The 22,273-nt window shown below is 67.2% G+C and carries 20 protein-coding genes; 8 read left to right on the forward strand and 12 right to left on the reverse strand.

From position 1 onward, the window contains the following. The first annotated feature begins 400 nt into the window (after positions 1-400). Positions 401-1,852 (forward strand): DUF1254 domain-containing protein, encoded by a 1,452-nt coding sequence (locus ACFVIV_RS10235; protein ID WP_379194601.1) that lies wholly within the window; start codon positions 401-403, stop codon positions 1,850-1,852. Between the two features lie 56 nt (positions 1,853-1,908). On the opposite strand, the gene ACFVIV_RS10240 is transcribed toward ACFVIV_RS10235, so the two are convergent. Continuing rightward, a complete protein-coding gene (locus ACFVIV_RS10240; protein ID WP_379194603.1) occupies positions 1,909-2,655 on the reverse strand; it encodes an ABC transporter permease in 747 nt (248 codons plus the stop codon). Positions 2,656-2,659: 4 nt separating this feature from the next. Then, a complete protein-coding gene (locus ACFVIV_RS10245; protein ID WP_379194605.1) occupies positions 2,660-3,592 on the reverse strand; it encodes an ABC transporter ATP-binding protein in 933 nt (310 codons plus the stop codon). A gap of 240 nt (positions 3,593-3,832) precedes the next feature. Between ACFVIV_RS10245 and ACFVIV_RS10250 the strand changes: the two genes are divergently transcribed. From ACFVIV_RS10250 to ACFVIV_RS10260, 3 genes are all read left to right on the forward strand, one after another. Beyond that, entirely contained in the window at positions 3,833-4,606 is a 774-nt protein-coding gene (locus ACFVIV_RS10250) for a hypothetical protein (protein WP_379194607.1), read from the forward strand. A gap of 289 nt (positions 4,607-4,895) precedes the next feature. Beyond that, positions 4,896-5,093, forward strand: a complete 198-nt coding sequence (locus ACFVIV_RS10255) for a hypothetical protein (RefSeq protein ID WP_379194609.1) — start codon at positions 4,896-4,898, stop codon at positions 5,091-5,093. Positions 5,094-5,267: 174 nt separating this feature from the next. Continuing rightward, entirely contained in the window at positions 5,268-5,543 is a 276-nt protein-coding gene (locus tag ACFVIV_RS10260; protein ID WP_379194963.1) for a pentapeptide repeat-containing protein, read from the forward strand. 93 nt (positions 5,544-5,636) lie between these two features. Here ACFVIV_RS10260 and ACFVIV_RS10265 read toward each other — a convergent pair whose 3' ends face one another. After that, positions 5,637-6,287: a TetR/AcrR family transcriptional regulator gene (locus ACFVIV_RS10265; protein ID WP_379194611.1), complete on the reverse strand. Its 651-nt coding sequence runs from the start codon at positions 6,285-6,287 to the stop codon at positions 5,637-5,639. A 93-nt stretch (positions 6,288-6,380) separates the two neighbouring features. On the opposite strand from ACFVIV_RS10265, the gene ACFVIV_RS10270 reads away from it, so the two are divergent. Then, complete coding sequence (locus ACFVIV_RS10270) at positions 6,381-7,844, forward strand: cytochrome P450 (protein ID WP_379194613.1); 1,464 nt, start codon at positions 6,381-6,383, stop codon at positions 7,842-7,844. On the opposite strand, the gene ACFVIV_RS10275 is transcribed toward ACFVIV_RS10270, so the two are convergent. After that, entirely contained in the window at positions 7,841-8,845 is a 1,005-nt protein-coding gene (locus ACFVIV_RS10275; protein ID WP_379194615.1) for a hypothetical protein, read from the reverse strand. The genes ACFVIV_RS10270 and ACFVIV_RS10275 overlap by 4 nt on opposite strands. Positions 8,846-8,970: 125 nt before the next feature. Between ACFVIV_RS10275 and ACFVIV_RS10280 the strand changes: the two genes are divergently transcribed. Further along, positions 8,971-9,762: a 3-oxo-5-alpha-steroid 4-dehydrogenase gene (locus ACFVIV_RS10280; RefSeq protein WP_379194617.1), complete on the forward strand. Its 792-nt coding sequence runs from the start codon at positions 8,971-8,973 to the stop codon at positions 9,760-9,762. 19 nt (positions 9,763-9,781) lie between these two features. Here the strand turns inward: ACFVIV_RS10280 and ACFVIV_RS10285 are convergent, their stop codons facing one another. The 5 genes from ACFVIV_RS10285 to ACFVIV_RS10305 all read right to left on the reverse strand — a co-directional run bounded on the left by ACFVIV_RS10285 (position 9,782) and on the right by ACFVIV_RS10305 (position 14,839). After that, on the reverse strand, positions 9,782-11,056 hold the full coding sequence (locus ACFVIV_RS10285) for a diguanylate cyclase domain-containing protein (RefSeq protein WP_379194619.1): 1,275 nt from the start codon (positions 11,054-11,056) through the stop codon (positions 9,782-9,784). Positions 11,057-11,089: 33 nt separating this feature from the next. Further along, entirely contained in the window at positions 11,090-11,899 is an 810-nt protein-coding gene (locus tag ACFVIV_RS10290; protein ID WP_379194621.1) for an SAM-dependent methyltransferase, read from the reverse strand. Between the two features lie 143 nt (positions 11,900-12,042). Then, a complete protein-coding gene (locus ACFVIV_RS10295; protein ID WP_379194623.1) occupies positions 12,043-12,822 on the reverse strand; it encodes a M50 family metallopeptidase in 780 nt (259 codons plus the stop codon). Continuing rightward, positions 12,771-14,267: a phytoene desaturase family protein gene (locus ACFVIV_RS10300; RefSeq protein ID WP_379194625.1), complete on the reverse strand. Its 1,497-nt coding sequence runs from the start codon at positions 14,265-14,267 to the stop codon at positions 12,771-12,773. The genes ACFVIV_RS10295 and ACFVIV_RS10300 overlap by 52 nt, the downstream gene beginning before the upstream one ends. A gap of 224 nt (positions 14,268-14,491) precedes the next feature. Then, the gene (locus ACFVIV_RS10305) at positions 14,492-14,839 is read right to left on the reverse strand and encodes a class I SAM-dependent methyltransferase (protein ID WP_379194627.1); all 348 of its coding nucleotides are present in this window, start codon (positions 14,837-14,839) and stop codon (positions 14,492-14,494) included. Positions 14,840-15,148: 309 nt separating this feature from the next. Here ACFVIV_RS10305 and ACFVIV_RS10310 point away from each other — a divergent pair, with 309 nt between their 5' ends. Beyond that, positions 15,149-16,306: a transcription termination factor Rho, short form gene (locus ACFVIV_RS10310; RefSeq protein ID WP_379194629.1), complete on the forward strand. Its 1,158-nt coding sequence runs from the start codon at positions 15,149-15,151 to the stop codon at positions 16,304-16,306. Between the two features lie 92 nt (positions 16,307-16,398). Further along, a complete protein-coding gene (locus ACFVIV_RS10315) occupies positions 16,399-17,547 on the forward strand; it encodes a beta-mannosidase (protein WP_379194965.1) in 1,149 nt (382 codons plus the stop codon). A 9-nt stretch (positions 17,548-17,556) separates the two neighbouring features. Here the strand turns inward: ACFVIV_RS10315 and ACFVIV_RS10320 are convergent, their stop codons facing one another. From ACFVIV_RS10320 to ACFVIV_RS10330, 3 genes are read right to left on the reverse strand one after another with little or no spacing between them, the layout of a single operon-like run. Next, complete coding sequence (locus ACFVIV_RS10320) at positions 17,557-19,254, reverse strand: ArnT family glycosyltransferase (protein ID WP_379194967.1); 1,698 nt, start codon at positions 19,252-19,254, stop codon at positions 17,557-17,559. Positions 19,255-19,307: 53 nt separating this feature from the next. After that, complete coding sequence (locus ACFVIV_RS10325; RefSeq protein ID WP_379194631.1) at positions 19,308-20,777, reverse strand: glycosyltransferase; 1,470 nt, start codon at positions 20,775-20,777, stop codon at positions 19,308-19,310. Then, positions 20,774-22,273: a hypothetical protein gene (locus tag ACFVIV_RS10330; protein WP_379194633.1), complete on the reverse strand. Its 1,500-nt coding sequence runs from the start codon at positions 22,271-22,273 to the stop codon at positions 20,774-20,776. The genes ACFVIV_RS10325 and ACFVIV_RS10330 overlap by 4 nt, the downstream gene beginning before the upstream one ends.

Consider the following 22,273-nt stretch of genomic DNA (forward strand, 5'->3'; position numbering starts at 1 on the left):
GACCCCTGGTGCGATGTTCCGACTGGCGGTAACCGACGGATTCAGTATGTGCGCGAACGGATTCGCGGTGGCAGAGGCAAGCGGCCTCGCCGCTGCGGGACTTTGGTCCTCGAACCGTGGGGACAACATCGGTTCCCCTGAGCGATGGGTGCCGGACTGTCGACATTCGGGGCAACCCGGCCGGGGTCAAGCCGAGCGGCGTGCATCGCCCACGTTATGTAGCTACGCATTCGCTGTCTGTCGAATAGGGAAGCAGGACGCCCGCGCATATGGGGCGGACTGTCGTGAAATCGCTGAAATTTCACGCCCGAGCGCAGCGAGTGGCTACTCTCACGAGGAGTTTGCTATCTATTGGCTCACTCGCGCTGTACTCGGCAATACCCTCAACCAGGAGGATGCGGTGGTCAGCAGTTCGAAGTCCCGGCGCGTCCGGGCAGCCATAGCGATGGGTCTGGTGGGCGCGGTCGCCTTGGCCTCGGTCGCTTGTTCGTCGGATTCCTCGACGGATTCCTCGACACCCGGCTCGTCGGCGGCGCCAACGGCCGATGATCTGGCGGCACTGGCCTACACCTACACCTATCCGCTGGTGTCGGTGGAGGTGACGCGACGGCAGTCCACGAACTATCCCGCACCGGATCCATCGATCGGCGCGGCCCCGATGAATCAGCTCGCCCCGCTGCACTTCTTGCCCGACGCGAAGTTCACCGGCGTGGTGCGCCCCAATGTCGACACCCTCTACACGTCGATGTTCTTCGACGTCTCGCAGGAGCCCCTGGTGGTCAGCGTGCCCGATATGGGCGGGCGGTATCACCTGTTCCCGATCCTGGACGCGTGGACCAATGTCGACGCCTCCGCCGGACCTCGCACCCTCGGTGACGTGCACGGTTACCAGTTCGCCCTGGTCGGGCCGAACTTCCACGGCACGCTGCCCGAGGGCGTGCACGAATACCAGCTGCCGACCGATTCCGGGTGGATGATCGGCCGCATCCAGGTCAACGGCCCCGACGACGTGCCGAACGTGATGGCGATCCAGAATCAGATGACAGCGATCCCGCTCAGCGCCTACGGCACCGCCTACACCCCGCCGACCAACACCGACCTGCACCCGGACTGGCCCAAGGACCAGGCAGTCGGCAAATACATCCACGACCTGACCCCGCAGCAGTACTGGGATCTGTACTACACCAGCCTGTCCCACACCCAGACCCGCCCGGACGACAAGGCCACGCTCGACCAACTGGCCACGATCGGATGGTCTCCGGACACGAAGCTCGACCTGAGCTCGCTGCCCGAGTCCGAGCGCGCCCGCTGGGAACAGGCGTGGCCGAAGGCGCTGTCGAAGATCGAAGCCGATCTGGGCAACAAGGAGGTCAACGGGTGGAAGATCGCGCGCAGCGACATCGGTGACTACGGCACCGATTACGCCGCTCGCGCGCTGGTGGCCTACGGCGGACTCGGCGCGAACCTGCCCCAGGACGCCATCTACCCGGCCACCCGCGTCGACGACAAGAACACCCAGCTCGTCGCCGACCACGCCTACGTGCTGCACTTCGCCGCCGACCAGATCCCGCCGGTCAAAGGCTTCTGGTCCCTGACCATGTACAACGAGCAGGGCTTCTTCGTCGACAACCCGATCAACCGCTACGCCGTACGCGGCGAACGCCTGGCCAAGAACCCGGACGGATCGGTCGACATCTACATCCAGCGCGAAAACCCCGGCCCGGAAAAGGAATCCAACTGGCTGCCCGCTCCGGCCTCGGGCGAATTCAACCTGATGCTGCGCACCTACTGGCCCGACCGGACCATCGTGGACGGCACCTGGAACCCACCCGCTGTCACCCGAACCAACTGAACGCCACAAGCCCCCGGGCAGAGACAGCGGGCGAAGGGACAGCGGGCCTGGCTGCCTCATCTCTCGATCGAGCGCAGCCTCCACCAGGTCAGCGCGAGACTGACACCCAGCAGACCGCTCATCACGAGGACCGCGGTGGCGTCCCAGCCCCGCCCCAGCCAGGGACCGCGCAGGACCGCCCCGGCATAGGTGAGCGGAATGAGTTCGCTGAGGCCGGACATTGCGCCGGGCATCACTTCCCGGGGCGGGCCGGCGCCACCGAGCAGCAGAAAAACGAAGAACATCAGAACCCCCAGACCTTGCGCGGCACGGGCGGTCGGCAGCATCACGCCGACGCAGGCTCCCAACACCGCGAAAGCGACGGTGATCAAGACGAACCCGGCCAGCACGCCGAGCCAATCGTGCGGCAGCGCACCGTGATACCCGACAGTCGACAGCGCGGTCAGCAGGATCGCCCCGACGGCACCGGTCACCACTGCAATGATCACGTGCGCGCCGATCAATGTCGTCGGCGTCAGTGCCGACGCGCGAAATCGGAGCAGTATCCCCTGTTCCCGGTAACCGGCCAGGTGTACCGGGACCGATAGGACGCCGACCGTCGCGACAACCAGGGCGACATAGGCGGGCGCGTAGAAGTCGACGGCGCCGACCCCTTCGTCGACGTCCGGGTTCGGCTGGTTGCCGAACAGGCCGTTGAGGATGTACAGCATGATCAGCGGCAACACGAGCACGAAAACCACCGTGATCGGTTCCCGGCCGAACAGCTTGAGTTCGACCCAGGTGATCTCCCGCAGAGCTCGCATGCGCTCAACCCCTTCGTGCCGCGTCGAGATGTCCGGCAGTGGTGCCGGTCAGCGTCAGATAGGCATCCTCGAGCGAGGGCAGTTCTATTCGCAGGTCGAGTGGTTCCTCGCCGTGGCTCACCAGTGCGTGTGCCACCCGGGCGGCCAACGGTCCCGACCCCGTGACTTCGACCCGGTCGCGGGAGCGCTGCACCCGGGCGACACCCGCCACCTGCCTCAGATAATCGAGATCATCGGGATCGCGCGCGGTGAATCGCACTGTGCTGCTGCGGGTTTGGGCAGCCACCAGCTCCGCCGGAGTGCCGGCGGCCACCACTCGTCCAGCCGTCAGCACAACGACCCGATCGCACAACCGGGCCGCCTCGTCCATGAAATGCGTGACCAGCAGCACCGCGGTGCCTCGTTCCCGCACCGCCTCGACCAGTTCCCAGGCCACTCGCCGAGCGGCCGGATCCAATCCGGTGGTCATTTCGTCGAGGATGACCACGCGCGGATCGTTGACCAATGCCAGGGCGACGAACAACCGTTGCCGCTGCCCTCCGGACAGGTCTCCGAACGCGGTGGTGCGCCGGGACCGCAGCCCCCACTCGTCCAGCAGCAGTTCCCAGGGCGGCCCGTGCGGGGACAGCGACGAGAACAGTCGCAGCGCCTCCCACACCTTGATTCGATCCGGCAGCGCGGAGTCCTGCAACTGGCTGCCGACCAGTCGTCGCACCTTCGCCGGTTCCCGTCTCGGATCGGCGCCGAATATCTCGATCTCGCCTCTATCGGCTCGGCGCAGGCCCAGCACACATTCGACCGTGGTGGTCTTTCCGGAGCCGTTCGGTCCGAGCAGGCCGAGGATCTCGCCCTTGCCGACCTCGAACGACACATCGTTCACGGCCACCGTGTCGCCGTACTGTTTGCGCAGGCCGCGTACCCGCACCGCGGTACCCATATCGGTTCACCTCAACCGCGAGAAGCACTGATGTCCCGATATCGAGAGTCGTTCATTCGTCATGCTGCGCACAGGGCCGCGGTACCGCAAAGCCGAGGACCAACGCCCCTTCTCACCGCAAACCCGACGCCGCCGACCTCGAAGCAGGGATTGTTCCGCGATCCACGCGGCGCCCGTGAGTGTGCTTACGCCGTTGCGGAGCGCTCCGACGTATCCTGACTACATTGGTCAGGAGCGGTTATGGCCTGGTGGAAAGACGATCCGGATCTGGTGCGGTACTACCGCGAGCAGGACCGCAAGTACGCCGAGCGGCGCGCCGAGATCGATATCGCATTGATCCGCGGCCGATCCGACATCGACGCGGTCAACCGCCGGATCACGGCGGCCGAGGATGCCGAACAGGCCCGGTGGCGTGCGCGAAACCGCCGGTTCGCCGAGAACCTCCGTGACTCCGCCGAGCGCACGTTCGACGACTGCGATCATTTCGACGAGTCGGCCTGCCGGCGCTGGGCCGACGGGATTCATCGGATCTTCCGCACAGCAGGCGACGATCACGCCGAAATCCATGCTCTGCTCGACGATTTCCGCGGCGCCGCAGCCGCGCTCCAGCGTGGTCTGCGCGGTATCGCCGACCTGCTGGGCCTGGAGTTGCCGCCGGACGCCGTACCGGTTCGGGCTCCGTTGACCGAACTGTTGCGAGAGCTCGGCCTCCCGGATCTGAGCAGAACGCTGTCCCACCAGCCGGCGACATCCACCATTGATGTGAGCGAATTGCGCTTCCGCATCCTCACCTGCGCCCACCTGCGCGCACGAACCCGCCATGAGTGGCTGTCCGAACTGCGGCCGCCGCCACACCGTCCGGGCTGGACCATTCCGCCGTGGGCGATCGATGAGTTGCCCACCGACACGGTATTCGACCTACGCCGACGGGTGACGCTCGAGTCTCGCCATGCCGCCCTCGACGCCGGCTTGATCACCAGTTCCTTGGAACTCCTGGCAACCTATGCCCACTGAGCGTTCAGTTCGAGGTTTTTCGACACGTATCACCCTGGCAGCAAGGATCTTTGGCCAACATTCGGCTGGCAGGTCGCTGCCGCGGTCGCCCGACTCCACGCAGGGTGCTGAGATCCGCAGCCCGGGACGATATCGGCGCCGACATCGTGGGCCATCGAATACGACATTCTATGCCAATTCACCGAAATACTGTGGGGCACAGACCATTTGATGACCCTTCCGGCAGCTCCTATGCTGGGATGGAAGGAATCTCGACCGTGATGCACGCTCAGAGAAGGGAACCGAGGCCATGCAGCGCCCGCGCCAGCGGATCCGGCTGTCCTCGATCCAGGTGTCCTGGTCGGAATCCGACGCCGCGTTCGTGGCACGCTCCGACCAGTTTCCCGGGATCGCCCACAGTGACCCCCATTCGTCGCTGGCAGCGGTCGACGGCCTACTCGAGACAGTCGAGGCCGCACCCGTGCGCAACATCGACAGACCGCACTAGCAATCGGGGTTCCCGAGACGGCGAATCGCGAATCTCCACACCCCGGAGTGCGGGTCACCAATGCGAAGATAGGTCGATCGGCCGATCCGGGCGTCACCGTGGCGCGCACACCATTGGCTAGAGGCAAAGCTCAGGGGCGCGGACCTCTTCGCATCAGACCTCGAAAACGCTTTCCTGCACGGGGATTTCACGGAAGCAACCTTCTTCTCAGCGAACCTGACGAACGCACATCTCGGGGGTGCGAATCTCACGGACGCAGATCTGCGGAAAGCCGATCTCACCGGTGCGGATTTGGCTGGGGCGAATCTGGCCGGCGTCTACTTCGACGAAACGACGAAGTGGCCCGGCGGTTCTCCGCCACCCGGCGTATCGGCCCGGTACCTGCCACGGGAGGTGGAGATGGCGCGCTGCGGCCGGGGCGAGTTCATGGTTTCGATTCCTGCTGGTTGACACCACGGTGGTGAGCTACGACCAGGCGCGCAATCGTGGTGATCGCATGTCCAACGGCTCGGCCGACCGCGTCGAATCGGCATGACAATCGCGCTAGTCGGAGAGTTTGGTCGCCATGCCGGGGAGGCGGTCGACCATGGCTACTACGTAGTCGGCGATTAGTTCTATGAGGACTGGGCGTTCGACTTTTAGGCCGCCGTCCAGCCAGACCAAGGTCAATTCGGCGGCGCCGCCGGTGATGAGTTGGGCCAGGGCGGTTATGGCGGTGTCTTCGCCTTCGGGGATGTCGAGGAGGAGGCGGGTTTGTTCGATGATCAGGGCGGCTACTTCGCGCATGCCGGCGAAGCGGCGGCGCATGAGGGCTTCGCTGCCGTAGGCCTGGGCGAAGGCTATGTTGGCGCGGCGGGGGTCGTCGGTGACGGAGATGATGAGGGCGGCTACGCCTGCTCGGATCTTGTCTTCGGCGCTGCCGGGGGTTGCGTTCATGGTGAGGCGGGCTTGGTCCAGGGCCTCTTGCTGGACTTCGGTGAGGAGGGCGCCTGCCAGGGCGTCGAGGTCGGGGAAGGATTCGTAGAAGAAGCGGGGGCCTACGCGGGCTTGTTCGCAGACGCCGCGGACGGTGAGGGCGGACAGGCCTTGGGAGCCGACTATGTCCAGGGCGGCGTCGAGGAGGCGGCGGCGGCGTTGTTCCCGGCGTTCGTCGGTGGTGGTTCCGCGATAGGTGCCGCTGAATTCCCGGGTCACTCAGCCAGCTTCGCATAGATGTCCGGAAACGACCATTTACGGAAACGGTTGTTTCCGCTACCGTTGGGGGAGGTATCCCGGAGGGAGACGATCATGAATCTCCTTGTGCCCAGCGATCTTCCGGTTCGCGGAACGCTGCGGGCCCATCATGTGCGGGCGCTGGTCAATCTGCGGGCGCGCAGTGCGGCGGCGCGGATCTCGCGGGCGTATCCGTCGGTGCCGCGGGCGCTGGCCGTGCCGCCCGCGGGCAGTGGGTTGCGGCCCGTGATGGGGGATGCCGGGTTGCCGGGTATCGGGCATCTGCTGAGTTCGCTCGGGGATTCGCTGGACTTCTCGCGGGAGCGGTTCGAGCGGTTCGGGGCGGTCAGCTGGTTCGGGATCTTCGGGCGGCCGGTGGTCGGGATCGGCAGTCCGGATGCGGCGGAGGCGGTGCTGCTGGATCGCAAGCACGTGTTCTCCGCGCAGCGGGGGTACGAGTACCTCATCGGGCCGTTCTTCCACGGCGGAGTCCTGTTGCGCGACTTCGACGAACACCTGCACCACCGGCGCATCTTGCAGCAGGCGTTCGGGCGGCCGAGCCTCGTCGGGTACCTGGACCTCACCACGCCGCATCTGGACGCCGGGATGGCCGCATGGCAGCCGGGCCGCGACTTCCGGCTCTACGACCACGCGAAACAGTTACTGCTGGAACAGGCCACGGTGGTGTTCGCCGGCGCCCGCCTCGGACCCGAGGGCACCCGCCTCGGCTACGCCTTCGAGGACGCCGTGCGCGGCGGGCAGGCCATGATCCGCGCGAAGGTGCCCGGCGGCGTCTGGTCGCGCGGCCTGCGCGGGCGGCGCATCCTCGAGGAGTACTTCCGCCGGGAACTGCCCCGCAAGCGCGCCGGCGATGACGCCGACCTGTTCAGCGTGCTGTGCCGGGCCGCGGCCCGCGAGGACGACTTCACCGACGAGGACATCATCTCGCACATGATCTTCGTGATGATGGCCGCGCACGACACCAGCACCATCGCCATCTCCATGCTGGTCTACGAACTGGCCCGCCATCCGGAATGGCAGGAGCGGCTGCGAGCCGAATCCATTGCCCTGGAATCGGATTCCCTCACCTACGACGACCTGGCCCGGCTGCCGAGCCTGGACCTGGCGTTCCGCGAGACCCTGCGCCTGCACGCGCCGGTCGGCCAGGAGGTGCGGGAAACCATCGCCGACACCGATATCCTCGGCTACTACATCCCGCAGGGCACGCTGATCATGATCGGCGCCGTCCCCCTCATGCGCAACGAGGACTACTGGTCCGATCCGGACGTTTTCGACCCGGAACGCTTCAATACCGAACGCCACGAAGACAGTTCGCACCGCTACGCCTGGTCGCCCTTCGGCGGCGGCGCGCACAAGTGCATCGGCATGTATTTCGGTGGCATGACCGTCAAGTCGGTGCTGCACCGCATGCTGCGGCACTACCGCTGGTCCGTCTCGCCCGGCTATCGGGTCCCGCTGACCTCCGGCACCGGCCCGCTGCCCGCCGACGGCCTGCCCGTCCACCTGCAGCGCCGCTAGCGCACGTCCCGCGGAATCCCGAGTTCGATATCCAGATAACTCAATTCGGGATCGCGCCGCCGCCCGTTGCGGAAGGCGCGGAACACCAGATCCTGCGGATGCACGACCGCGAACACGTCCCGGAAGGTCGCCACCGTCCGCCGCGGCGATCCGCGCAGGCACGGGTTGTACCCGGCGCGCGCCACCGGACCCTCCCAGATGAGCGCGGCCCCGCCCGGCACGCTGTGCGGTGCGAAGCTCCAGCCGAGATCGCGCATGCGCCTGTCGAATTCGCCCGCGCCGAGCCCGGCCACATCCCAGCCGCTGGCCTCGTTGAACAGCTGCCGCCCGTGCAGGAACTGCACGAAGCACGGGTCCGGTCCGGGATGCGGGGTACTCAGATTGATCACGCCGTCCCACGGCAGAGTGGTCAGCGCCCACGCCAGCCGATCCTCGAAATCCGCCCAGTCCGAACAGGATACGGGCGCACCGCGCTCACTCGGCCGATCGGCGGTCAGCCCGAACGTCCCGGTCTCCGGCACATCCAGGCTCCACGCCGCGATCCGCAGCCGATCCGGATGCATATCCAGCCCCTCGCGCAGCACCGCCACCACCGAGTCCGCCACCCGCTTGCGCGCATCGATCCCGGCGCCCTGCGCCCACCCGGTGCTCCATTCCCGCGCCAGCCCCGGCTGCTCCCGCACCCGCCGCACCGCCTGCCACTGCGGATCCGGCGCGGCCCCATCCGATTCCGCGGGCAGCGGCACCGGATCCCAGATCCCCTCCGGCTGCGCCTTCAGCACCGATAGCAGCGTCTGCGCATCGGCGGCGTCATCCGGCACCGCCAGCACGATCTCCACATCGCTGCCCTGCTGCGCGAAGTGCACATGCCGCCCGATCCCTTCGTCCCGCACCTGAATGAACCGCGGGTTCCATTCCAGCCCCGAATCCGCGTTCTCCGCACCGTCCTCCAGAAAGAACGGCATCCACTTCAGCAGGACATCCCATCCCTGCACACCCATCTACGCCTCCCTCCAGGCTCTCGCCAACCTACCGGGCGGTCTTCGGCCGCGCCGGGGTATGGGTATCGGATGACCACCCCGGCGTGGTAGAACCTGTTCTAGTTTTCGACGAAGGACCAACGCGCATGAACTGGTACACCGGTAATACCGGCTATGACACCGTCCTGACGATCGCCTTCGGGTTCGCGGCGTTCGTACTGGTGGGCGGGCTGTTCGGGCAGAGCCCGTACGGCCGGTTCGCCACCGCGAAGCTGGGGTTCAATCTGAATCCGAAGCTCGGGTGGTGGCTGATGGAGATTCCGGCCACGGTGGTGTTCGCCGTCGCGTATCTCGGTGGCCCGAATCGGTTCGAGCCGACGTCGCTGGTGCTGGCGGCCATCTGGATTCTGCACTACGGCAATCGCGGGTGGTTCTTCCCCCTGTCGATTCGCCAAGTGCCCGGCAAGACCAGCAGTTTCAATGTTTCGGTGCTCGGTATGGGCATGTTCGTGACGGCGATGCACGGGTATCTCAACGGCGCGTTGTTCAGCCATGACTACCTGGGGCAGTACGGGACCGGCTGGCTGACCGATCCGCGGTTCCTCATCGGCCTGGTGGTGTATCTGTGCGGGTTCGCGCTGCTGGTGAACTCCGAGTGGATCGTTCGCAATCTGCGCGACAAGAACAATCCGGGCGCAACGGAATACAAGATCCCGTTCGGCGGCGGCTTCCGATTCGTCACCAGCCCCACCTATCTCGGGGAGCTGGTGGCCTGGGCGGGCTTCGCCCTGCTCACCTGGGCGCTGCCCGGCGTGGTCATCTTCCTGATCACCTTCGGCAATCTGGTGCCGCGCGCCTTCGCCACCCACACCTGGTACCGGGAGAAGTTCGCCGACTACCCGGCGGAGCGGAAAGCCTTGGTGCCGTACGTGATCTAATGCCCTGCCGCGGAGCGATCTAGCGGCCCTGCCGCAGCGCCTTGTCGCGGTACATGGCGCTGTCCACGGCGTGCATGAGTTCGTCGATGGCCGTCGAGTCCACGTCCACCAGCGCGGTGCCGATACTGGCGCCGACGGTGACCGACAACCCCGCCACAGTGAACGGCCGCAGCAGCGCCGCCAGGATGTCATCGGCGACCGTGGTCAATTCCTCATGGTTGGAACAGTTCTCGACCAGCACGATGAACTCGTCGCCGCCCAGCCGCGCCGCCACCGCCTTGGTGGGCAGCACCGTGGCCAGTCGCCGCGCCACCTCGCGCAGCACCTGATCCCCGGCGGTGTGGCCGCGCTGATCGTTGATCTCCTTGAACCCGTCCAGATCCAGGTAGCAGACGCCGATCCGGCCGCTGGCCGCCGCGAGCCGGTCGAAGAACAGCAATCGATTGGGCAGCCCGGTCAGCGAATCGTGGTGGGCGTCGTGCCAGAGCTGGTCGGCCAGCTTCTTGCGCTCGGTGACATCGACGGTCACGCCGACCAGGAAGCGCGGCTTGCCATTGCTGTCGCGGACGACCGACATGGAGAGGTCGACAATGGCGGTGCCGCCGTCCGGGCGGGTGTGCTTGGTCTCGGTGCGGAAGCTCGCGATCTGCCCGGTGATGAGCCGCTGGAACTTGTCGAAGGCATCGCCGATATTGGCCGGGCCCAGGATCTCGGCGACCGACCGGCCGGGCATGTCCTCGGCGGGCACGCCGAGCGTCTCGGCCATGGCGCGATTCACGTCCACCACCCGGCCGGTGCTGATGTCCACCGTGCCGATGCCGACCGAGGCGCCGGCGAAGATGGCCTGGAAGCGGGCCTCGGACAGCTGCCGCCGCGCTTCGGCTTCACGGGCGGCCGTGAGCGCGGCGGCCAGCGTGGCCTCCTGTTCGGCGAGCGCGGCATTGCGCAGGCCGGCGGTGAACTCGGCGGCGAATTCCGCGGCCACCTCGATGGCGCGGTCGCGAACCGGGTCGTAATCCGGACATTCGGGATCGGGGCAGACGGCGCGCACCAGGTCCTTGCACAACACCAGCAGGGAGCGATGCACGGCGAGCGGATCCCGGTAATTGGCCGCGACCAGCGCCGCGGCGGCTTCCCGCGCCACCGAGACGTCCTCGGTGCCCTGCACCGCCGCGATCAGACGCGCGGTGTACCCCTCCAGCAGCGTCTCGACCTGACCCCTGGTGATGGTGGGTGCGACCGCACCGTCGAGCATGCCGGCCCACCGGACCGCCAGTTCGTGTGCCGTACCCACCACGACTCCCCTGCCCCGAATCGCCCGCGCCGCTCAGGCTTTCCGGCCGACGCCCGCGAGTCCCAGGGAGCGGCCCGGAGTCTCGTGCTGATCTCGGTCGGATTCGGGTCGCCATTGCGGCAATTCGACCACGCCGGGCTCGAGCAGATCCCAGCCGTCGAAGAAGCCGGTGATCGCTTCGCGGGAGCGGAAGTGAATGCCGATCTTGTTTTCGTCCGCGGCATTGGCGCCGAGTTTGGCGGCATCCTCGGGGCGGGTGGCGGAGGTGAGATGCGAGAGGGCGAGATAGCTGCCCGCGGGCACCGCGGCGCGCACGGCGGCCACCTGCGCACCGGGCTCATCGGCGTCGCCGAGCAGGTGCAGGACCGCGATCATGAGCACACCGACCGGTTGGGAGAAATCGATAATGCCGGTGGCCTGGGCCTGATCGAGCAGATCGGCGGGCTTGCGCAGATCCGCCTCGATGGCCGCGGACCGGTCGTTGTCCAGCAGGATCGCCCGCGCGTGCGCGACGGCCACCGGATCGATATCGGCGTAGAGCACGCGGCACGAGGGGTCGATCTCCTGAGCGACCTGGTGCACATTGCCCGCGGTCGGGATGCCCGAACCAATGTCCAGGAACTGCCGCACCCCCGAATCCACCAGGAATCGCACGGCCCGGCGCAGGAAGGCCCGGTTGCTCAACGCCACGCGCGGCAGGTCCGGTACCAGCATTTTGCCCATTTCAGCGGCTTTGCGGTCGACCTCGAAGTTGTGCGAACCGCCCAGCAGCGCGTCGTACATGCGAGCCGGGCTCGCCTGCGTCATATCCACGCCGTCCGGGGCCCATGCCGGTCTGTCCATGTCGAACCCTCCTGCGATCACGATCGAAACCCGGCCGGTCGATCCCGTGCTCCCGATCACCCGGACGGTGTAAAGCGAATGTTAGCCCCCGTTCTCGAGAAATCTCGCGCCGGTGCCAATCTCCTTGTGACGTGCCAAGATCCTCATGCTCCGGATGCGGGCGCGCAGGTGCTCTGCGTGATCCCGGGCACGCACACCCCGGTCACGTCGGCCAGCAGCAGTCGCCCGCCCAGCAGCAGCGAGCACACCGCGATCGCGCCGAACAGCAGCACCCACAGCAGTCCCGGGATGCGGGTCAGCCGGGCCAGCTGATCGGCATCGGAATTGGGTTCGTGCCGCCGGTTGCGCTGCAGTTCCAGGACCGGGCGCACCGCGGCGAGCAGCAGGAACCAGGCCGCCAGATAGGCCAGCCCGGCCTGGGTGACATCGGTGCCGAACCAGGACACCGCGAAGACGATGCCGCCGATCACGAACATGCTGAGCACGCCGTAGAGATTGCGCACCTTCACCAGCAGGATGAGCAGCAAGGCGATGGTCAGCCACAGCATGAGCGTGATCCGATGCGCGCCCAGCAAGGCGGCGTAGGCCAGTCCCAGCAGCGCCGGGGCCGGATAGCCGGCCGCACTGGTGAGAATCATGCCCAGCCCGTACGGCTTTCCGCTGGACACGGTGAGACCGGAAGTGTCGGAATGCAATCGGATGCTGTTGAGCCGCCGCCCGGTGAGCAGGGCCGTGAACGCGTGCCCGCCTTCGTGTGCCAGGGTCACCACATTGCGCAGAATCCGCCAGGTGGGCCGGAAGGCGACCAGTAGGAGCGCGATCACGCCGGTTCCGATCACCAATTCCACCGGGGGCGGGGTCTGTGTGGTGGTCAGCCGATCGATGATCGAACTGCCGCGTTCGACGAACTCTGCGGTGTCCATCGCCGAACCATAGCGAACCGCCGTCTTCCGGGCTGTTCGAGGCGGCGCAGGGCGGACAGCGCGGCATTGTGGCCGCCCATACCGTGGGTACCGGTTCCCAGTGGGGTGGCGGCGGAACAGATGAACATACCGGGGACACCGGTGTAATACGGGTCCGGCGCTATACGCGGACGGGTCAGCAGTTGAGTGGGAGTAGCCGCACCGCCCATCACATCGCCGCCGACGAAATTCGGGTTGTCCGCGGCCAGATCCGTGGTCCTGATCGCCGAGGTCGCGACGATACGATCACGGAATCCGGGGGCGAAACGTTCGATCTGGTCGAGGATGGCGTCGGTCGCATCCCCGGTGAAGCCGTTCGGGACATGGGCGTAGGCATAGATCGGGTGGAGATCACCGCGGGAGCGAGCTGGGTCGGCCAGGTACTGCTGGCCCAGGACGATGAAGGGGCGAGCGGGCATGCGTCCCGCATTGGTGTCCCGTTCCGCAGCCACCATCTCGGCGAAAGAGCCTGCAACATGGACGGTTCCGGCATGTCGGCAGTCTTCGTTCGACCACGGGATGCCGCCTTCGACTGCGAGGTCCAACTTGAATGCTCCGGGGCCGTAGGAGTATCGGCGGTACGCGCTCTGAATTCGTCCCGGCATGCGGTCACCGAGGATGCGGGCGACAGCGTGCGGTCCGAGGTTGAACAGAGTGAGGTCGGCAGGCGGCAGATCAGCGGCCGAGGCGACTTTCACGCTTGTCTCGATGCGGCCACCCAGTGAGATCAGCAGAGCAGCCAGGGCATCGGTGATCGATCGCGAACCGCCCTGCGCCACCGGCCAGCCATAGCGCTGGTTCACGGCCACGAACATGACGCCGAGCGCCGCGGACAGGGGGGCGGTCAGAGGCTGGAAAGAGTGGGCGCATGCACCCCCGAACAGCGCCTTCGCCTCCTCGGTCCGCCACAGCCGAGCGACCAATGCAGCCGAGGCCACCGACGGTATACCCAAGCGCGCCAGGGTGATCGGATGCCGGGGCAGATGCGGCAGCGGCCGGAAGATCTCCTCCACGGCGTCATCGATGCGGGCGGAGAGCTTGCCATACAGTCGATTCCACCGCTGCTCATCGACGCCCAGCCCCGCCGCGGTCTCGCTCACCGAGCGAACCAGCACGCCCGCCGCCCCGCCATCGACCGGATGCGCCAAGTCGACCGGCGCGTAGCGCCAAGTGAGACCATGCTTTTCGAGATCGCGGCCGCGCAGGAACGGAGACGCCGCAGCGAACGGGTGAACCGCCGAGCAGTGATCGTGCAGCAGCCCGGGCACGGTGAATTCCCCGCTGCGCGTCCCACCCGCACTACTGTCGGCCGCCTCCAGCACCGTCACCTCGACCCCGCGCTCGGCCAGGGTCACCGCAGCCGCGAGCCCATTGGGCCCCGCCCCCACCACAATCGCCGTAGTCATCTCTCCCCCTCGTCCACTCGTCCACTCGTCCAGCGTAGCCACAGTCCGCGACCCATCGAACGGTCCGCGCGTGCGTCAAACCTCACCCACCGCACTCGTCACCGGCCTGACATGGACATGCGATCACCGGGAACTGATGGCGGGGGCTTCTCGGCCGATGCCGCCACCAGTTCCCGGTGATCATTTGACCAGGGTGGGTAGCCGGCGGACGCGCAGTACGCCGGTCAGCATCGGGAGGGCGAAGTTTTCCGGCCAGCACGGCATCGACGCACGCATCGGGGAGCGGGATCGCCTCGGCGCTGCCCGGCAGGGCACGCAACCCCCGGCAAGGCTCGGCGCAGCTCGGTCAGCATCGCCGGATCGGGCTCGACCGCAATGACATCGGCGCCGAGCGCGACCAGTGTGCCGGTCAGCTTGCCGGTTCCGGCGCCGAGGTCCAGTACCCGCGGGCCGGGCGCGGGCTCGAGCGCCCAGCGCACCGCTGTCTTCGCGTAGTCCGGGCGATGCTCGGCGTAGGCGTCCGCTGCCGCACCGAACGACGAGGCATGAAGTGACCGCACGTCGTGCTCCATGCGGTCACACTATCCGCGCTGGACGTCGCTGCGGCTGCAATGAGTTTGCCGGTTGCGATGACCGTTGTTGCGGGATGTCGGGGGCGCCGGTACGCTGGGCGGCGGATCTAATTGGTGATCTGCTCAGGCGGTCACCATGTGGATGTAGGTGAGTAGCTCCCTCCCACACATTCCAATCTCCCGAAGTTCGGTCGATGTCCTCGTTGCAATGTCGCCGGTTCGGGATTCGCCGCAGCGTCGTGCTGCATTCGCGGCGGTTCGCCGTATCCGAACGAATGAAGACATCCACTCTGATGAGAGAGAAAAACCATGACAGACAACATGATTCATGTTGGTGATGATCGGGTGCCGGTTACCGGGATCGTGGACATCACCGACAACCACGCGACTGTGCGGGTGGAGGGCTATCAGGCCGGTCCGCACGATATTCACGTGTCGGCGCGGGTGATCCGCGAGTACGGGCTGCGCCGGGGGGATACCGTCACCGGGGTGGCGGGGACCAGGCAGGATGGCGTGAGGCTTGCGCCGTTGCTGCGGGTCGACACGGTCAATGGGATGACGCCGTCGCGGGCGAAAGCGCGTCCGCATTTCGGTGATCTGGTTCCCATCTATCCGAATCAGCGGCTTCGGCTGGAGACCGAAGCGCATGAACTGACCACGCGCATAGCCGATCTGGTCACTCCGATCGGGAAGGGGCAGCGGGCGCTCGTGGTCGCGCCGCCGAAGGCGGGGAAAACCTCTGTGCTGCAGGCCTTTGCGCACGGGATTGCCAAGAATCACCCGGAGTGCCAGATCATGCTGGTGCTGGTCGGCGAACGGCCCGAGGAGGTGACCGATCTGTCCCGGGGTGTGCCCGCCGATATCGCGGCCGCCACCTTCGATCAGCCGCCGCGGGAGCAGATCGCGGTCGCCGAACTGGCGATCGAACATGCCAAGCGGCTGGTGGAAATGGGCCGCGACGTGGTGGTTCTGCTCGATTCACTGACCCGGTTGGCGCGCGCCTACAACATGGCCGCACCCACCTCCGGGCGAGTGCTGTCCGGTGGTGTGGATGCGGGTGCGCTGGCGCCGCCGAAGAAGTTCCTGGGTGCTGCCCGGAATATGGAGAATGGCGGGTCGCTCACGATTATCGCCAGTGCGCTGGTGGAGACCGGGTCGCTGGCCGACACCGTCATCTTCGAGGAGTACAAGGGCACGGGCAATTGCGAGCTCAAGCTCGATCGGCGGAGCGCGGATCGGCGGCTGTTCCCCGCCGTCGATGTCGCCCAGTCCAGCACGCGCCGCGATGACCTGCTGTTCACTGCGGAGGAGTTGGCGGCGACCGCGGCAATGCGGCGCACCTTGACCGATCGCGATCCGCAGCAAGCCCTCGAGCTGTTGCTGACCGGACTACGGCAGACCGAGAACAATGCCGAGTTCCTGACCCAGATTCGGTCGGCCGGCAATGGCGGTCGCGCCGCCGCGTGACCGGGGACCGCGCCGCGATCCCAACACGCAGGGCTCGGACCGGTCGGTATCGAGGCGGGGCTGTGGTGGAATCGGGTGCTCGTGCGCGCTCGATGGCCTGCCTCGCACCGATAGGAGACGAATTGGCTCGGGTCGGAGTTCGATTGCTCGCGGTGCTGGCGGTAGCCGGGGTGGCGGCCTGTTCGGAACCGCCGCAGCGGCCCGAGCCCAGTGTCGAGCCGGTGTCGGTGGGGGCGACCGCGGAGGGGTTGACGCTGGACGGGAAACCTTGGTGGCCTTCGGGATTCGATGCGCCCCAGCTGGCGACCAACTTCGCGATCAATTTCGGGTGCGGGGCCGAGGTGGAGCTGGATTCGTATTTCGGGTCGCTGCCGAAGAACGCGTTGACGCGGTTCAATCTGTTTCAGGCCTTCGCGGTGGACAAGACCACCGGGGAATTGAATTTCACCGCGGTGGACGCGGTGTTCCAGGCGGCCGAGCGGCATCGGCAGGCGGTGCTGCCGGTGCTGTCCGCCCAGGACGGCGGCTGCAGTGACGAGCGGTTCAAGCAGCGGCAGTGGTATGTCGAGGGCTGGAAGCAGTTCCGGCCGGTGCGGGGGCGGGCCGTCATGAGCTACCGGGATTGGGTGCGGACCGCGGTATCGCGATGGCACGACAGTCCGGTGCTGGCGGGATGGGAACTGGTGGGGGAACCGGAGGCGAGCGAGTGCGCGGGCCGCGATTGCACGCTGCGCGCTCGGACCTGCCCGGCGGATGCGGCGCAGGTGCTGCGGCGGTTCTTCGACGAGGCGGGCGCGATCGTGCGGAAGCTGGATCCGGGGCGGCTGATCTTCTCCGGATTCACCGGCGGCGGGCAGTGCGGAACCGCCGGCGCGGACTACGCGTTCGTCGCGGCCTCACCGCAGGTGGATGTGCTGGACTACCACGACTATTCGAAGGACCCCGCCGTCCTGCCCGGCGACGGGCACGATGGCCTGGCGGTGCGCTTCCAGCAGGCCCGCGACCTCGGAAAGCCGTTGCTGCTGGCCGAAGTCGGCGAGGAGGCCGGGTCGTGCCGGAGTCCGCAGGCGCGCCGCGACGATATGGCGGTCAAGCTGACCACGGTGCGCGAGGCGGGCGCGGCCGGGGCGCTGTTCTGGGCCTTCGTCCCGGATCCGCGCCCGGACGAGTGCACCCTGGACATCGGTCCGCGCGATCCGCTGTGGACGCTGGTGGCCGAGCGGATCACCGTCGGCCCGTAGCCGGGCGGGTCATTCCGCGCCCAGCACCCGGTAGATCCGCCAATCGGGCTGTCCGGCACCGGCATTGGGCATCTCGAGCCACAGCGTGGCGATGCCCGCGCCGTTCTCGTAGATGGTCGGATAGCGCCGGTTCACCGCATCGGACACACCGCGGCCGGAATTCGGCACGGTGAGAATGTATTTCACGCCGCGTTCGGCCGGCCGGTTGAGCACCCGCACGAAGTCGCGGTCGGACGGCACCACGAACTGGTCGGGGTACCGCGAGGCCGCCGCGACGGCGAAACCGTAGACGGTGTCCATCAGGACCGCACCGCGCGGGAGCCGCATGGCGTCGAGGTAGTCGGCCATGGTGCGCCCGGTGGAGAAGGTGGCGGCGATGCGGCGCTGATCGGCGTTGTAGGCGGAGGCGTCGTCGGGATCCGGGAAGAGCACCTCTTCGAGGGCGTACTCCTGCACCGCCATGGGCTGACTGGTCATCCCCCACGCCGTCAGCGGCACCGAGGTGACGAGCAGGCACAGCGCACCGGCCATGGCCGCTTCGGGCAGCCCGAACACGGGCCGCGAGGCGTGCCGGCCGGGCGGGAAAGCCCGTGCCGGAGCATCGGTTACGGCATGGCGGCCGGGCCTGCGGCTGGGCGGGAACCCGCGGGCCGCGACGATCTGCATGCCCAGCACGGCCGCCAGCGGAATCGCGGCGATATAGAACCGCAGGAAGGCGAATGTGGAACCGGAGGCATAGCTGAGCGCCTGGAAGCCGAGCACCGCGCCGAACAGCAGCAGCGGCACCAGCACCTGCCCATCGCGTCGCCGCCACGCCAGCGCGGCGACGATCGGTATCAGCACCGGCAGCGCCGGGCCCAGAATCAGCGTCGCCCCGAACGAATACTCCACCGCGGCAAGCAGTTCCGACTCCCCCGCGCCGCCTTCCTGCGCCAGGATCGAGGCATTGCCGTACTGGGAGGTGAACTGCTGGAACGCCTGCCCGGTGATGAGCCAGCTGGTCAGCGCCCAGACGAAGAAGGCGACCGCACCCGGCGCGCCGACGAGCACCAGGTCCATGAGCGCGGCGTGCGTCCGATGCGGCTCCCCCGCGGCGCGCCGATAGGTGACCACGAACACCAGCGCCCCGGCGGCCACGGCGGGCGCGATCGCGTCGTATCGGGTCAGATACGCCAGGCCGAAGGCGACGCCGCAGGCGGTGAGATCGTGCACGTCATCGGTGCGCATCCAGCGCATGAGCCGCCGCACGGCCCAGCACAGGAAGAACAGGAACGGGGCCTCGCTCATGCCGTTCGCGGCGTAGAAGACGATCATCGGGTTGAGCGCGAAGGTCGCGGTCACACCCCAGCTCATCCACCCGGGCAGGCCGCGGTCGGTGCCGATGCCCAGGATCATGATCACCGCACCGGCCATGAACAGCGCCGACATGAACGCCCCGGACAGCCCCCAGTGGGTGAGCCACGGGAACAGCGGGGACAGGGCGACGAACGGCAGTTGCGCCAGCGAGGTCAGCGGTGTGAACACGAAGCCGATGGCCGACAGGTGCGGATCGCGGCTGAACAGCGCGGCCTCGGTGGCCTGGACCCGCGCGAGCGCATCGCCCATCACGAATCCGTGTCCCACACTGAGGAATACGGCCGCCAGGCAGTAGAACAGCGCGGCGGTCAGGAAGACGCACCACAGCGTCCGGCGCGACGGCCGCCGGATGTCCTGCGCGACCGGCGGATCGACCGGCGCGGCCGCGCGCACGAGGGTCTCGGTCAACTCGTCGCCTCCGAGGTGCCGGCGGTCGTCCCCAGACCGTGAAAGGTCTTCTCCCAGTACGACGGATTGCGAATGAGCTGATAGCACCCCTTCACCGAGGCAACGGCCATCATGATCCAGTACAGCGGCGAGAGCAGGCACGCCCAGATCAGATCCGGCCGGTTGTTCTCCCGGCAGGCGATGAGGTTCATGTAGATGGTCGCCGCATTGCCGATGATCAAGGCGATGAGCGAGGGGAAGTACACCACCGACGGGAACAGCTGCCCGATCACACTGGGCTGCCCCAGAATCCACGCGATGGAGATGGACCAGAACACCAGATTCAGGCAGGCGATGACCGGGGTGCCCGCCAGGAACAGGGTGAATCGAATGAAGCTCACCGGCCCGATCGCCCGGTACAGCTGGATCGGGCGGCGCGCGTGCACCAGCCAGGATTGCAGATACCCCTTGTACCAGCGCGACCGCTGCCGCACCCAGTTGATGGGATCGGGATTGGCCTCTTCCAGGGTGGTGGAGTCGAGCACGCCGGTCGAATAGCCGTGCACCGCCAGCCGGACGCCCAGATCGGCGTCCTCGGTCACGTTGTAGGGATCCCAGGCGCCGAGCTCCTCGAGCACGGTGCGCTTGAAGTGATTCGAGGTGCCGCCCAGGGGAATCGGCGCCGCACTGCGCATCAGGCCCGGCAGCAGGTAGCCGAACCACAGCCCGTAATCCATGGTGAACCAGGCGGTGAGCAGATTCTGCCGCGCATTGTGGAACGAGAGCTTGGCCTGCACACACGCCGTCGACTCCGGCAGATCGCCGAAAGCCGCCACCACCCTGCGCAATTGCAGCGGATCGGGAATGTCCTCGGCGTCGTAGATGGTGACGATCTCACCGGTGGCCAGGTGCATGCCGTAGTTGCACGCCTTGGGTTTGGTGCGCGGCTGCGCTTCGGGTACCAGAATCATTGTCACGTAATCGATCTCGCCGCCGATCCCGGCCCGGCGAGCCGCCTCGATGGTCGGCTCGTCGTCCTCCTCGAGCAGCAGCAGCACCTGCATCTTGTCGCGCGGATAGTTCAGCCCGCCCAGCGCGCCCAGCAGATCCCCGACCACCTCGGGCTCACCGTAGGCGGGCACCAGAATGGTGTACGCGGGCAGCTGATCATCGGTGAGCGCCAGCGCCCGTTCGTCGTCGACCGTCATGATGGCGTCGCGCGGCAGCCCGCGTTTGAAGATCAGGACCCGGTCGAGCATGCCCGCCAGGTACACCAGCGTGCAGAGCGCGACCAGCACCGTGAGCGTCGCCATGGGCGCGAACACCGCGCACACCACGATGAGCAGCACCGCCGCGATGGCCGTATTGCGTTGCCACGGCAGGAAAGCCACCGATGCCGAGGCCATGGGATCGTTCTCCCGCAGGCCGTGCACGGCGTAGTGCAGCGCCTGCGCCGACCGGGACTCGGGCCCCTCGACGCCGCTCACGACCGCCCCGTTCCCACCCGCACCATCTCCCGCGCGAGTTCGGTGAGCATGGCCGCGTCCTTGGGCGCGGCATCCGTATCGACCAGGGTGGGATCCGGATCCGAATCGAGCACGACGGCGCTGCCGCGGAAGAAGATATTGACCACATTGTCGAGCACGCCCGTCGCCGCCGGATGCGGCTGCGGGAACTCCGCATCCGGCAGATGATTGTCCGCCGCGATGAGGCTGACACGCTCCGCGCCGTACTCGTCGCGCCAGTTCCAGCTCAGCCATGTCCAGCTCAGCAACTGCCGGTCGTCGAGCACCGTATTCATCCGGCCGACCACCCCATTGCCCAGATCGACGCGGATGGCCGGGCCGATGCGCGGTTGATTCAGGGTGTAGAGCACGAATTCCGGCAGTTTGTCGATGTCGTGTCCGGTGGGCGCCGACATGACGTCGACCATTACGCGGCGACGCCGCAAATCCTTGTCCCACTCCGGTTTCCGGTTCTCGGCCCGAATGAGATGGCGGTTCAGATCCGATCGGCTGCCGAAATACCGTTTGGCCCAGTCGAAGTCCCGCTCGCCCAACAGTGTCCAACCGGGCGGCACGGTATGCGGGCGGGCCAGATTCAGGCCCGGGACGAGCGGGAACGCCCGATCGTAATCCTTCGGAATCGGCAGGAAGGCAAGGGCGGCCGCGATGACCGCCACCGTCGCGACGCCGCTCCAGACCTGGTGGGCGGTGAGCGGATCCAGCGGGCGGTCGATGGGTTTCATCGAACCGCCGCGCCGCACACTGATATACATCACCAGGCACATGACGAAGCAGCCGACCAGCGACGGAATCGCCTGATAGGCCAGCACCGGCCACCACGGCCGCCACCGATGGATGGCCGCCAGCACCAGCCCGCCGATCACGAGCACGCCCACCGCCCCGATCAGCGCCCGCTTGCGGGTGCGCCCGACCCCGATGGCTGCGGCGAAGGCCGCCAGCGGCAGCAGCGCGACGCCGGCCTGGACCGCATCCCCGCCCAGCGCGGTGCGCAGCAGTCGATACGGCACCGGGAACGCCGCCAGCAGCAGCAGCCAGCTCGGCCAGAATCGCCATACCGGCCGCAGTCCGAAGACCAGCACCGCCGCGCCGAACAGGAACAGCCAGGCCGCGAGCAGATCCAGGTGCAGCATGTCGTAGAAATACCGGTAGCGCGGCATGAGCAGACCCTGGACCGCGACCGCCATGCCGAGCAGCATGCCGCCGACGATCACATCGGTCTGCCGGTCGTGAATCGGCAATTGCCGGCCGCGCCGCAGGAGGATGCCCGCGGCGGCCAGGGCGGCCAGCGCGATCAGCACGTAGACGTAGCCGATGCTGCTGCCATTGTGGACATCCTGAATGAGCCGGAGCCAGGTGTCCCAGAACGCGACCGCGGTGGCGACGAGGATCAGCACCAGTCGCAGCGCGATGCGGACCATCGTGCCGCGGGTGTGATCGCGGGCCGCTGTGCCGGACAT

Origin of the sequence: Nocardia sp. NPDC127526 (assembly GCF_042672265.1) — a bacterium.
Taxonomy (GTDB): Bacteria; Actinomycetota; Actinomycetes; order Mycobacteriales; family Mycobacteriaceae; genus Nocardia.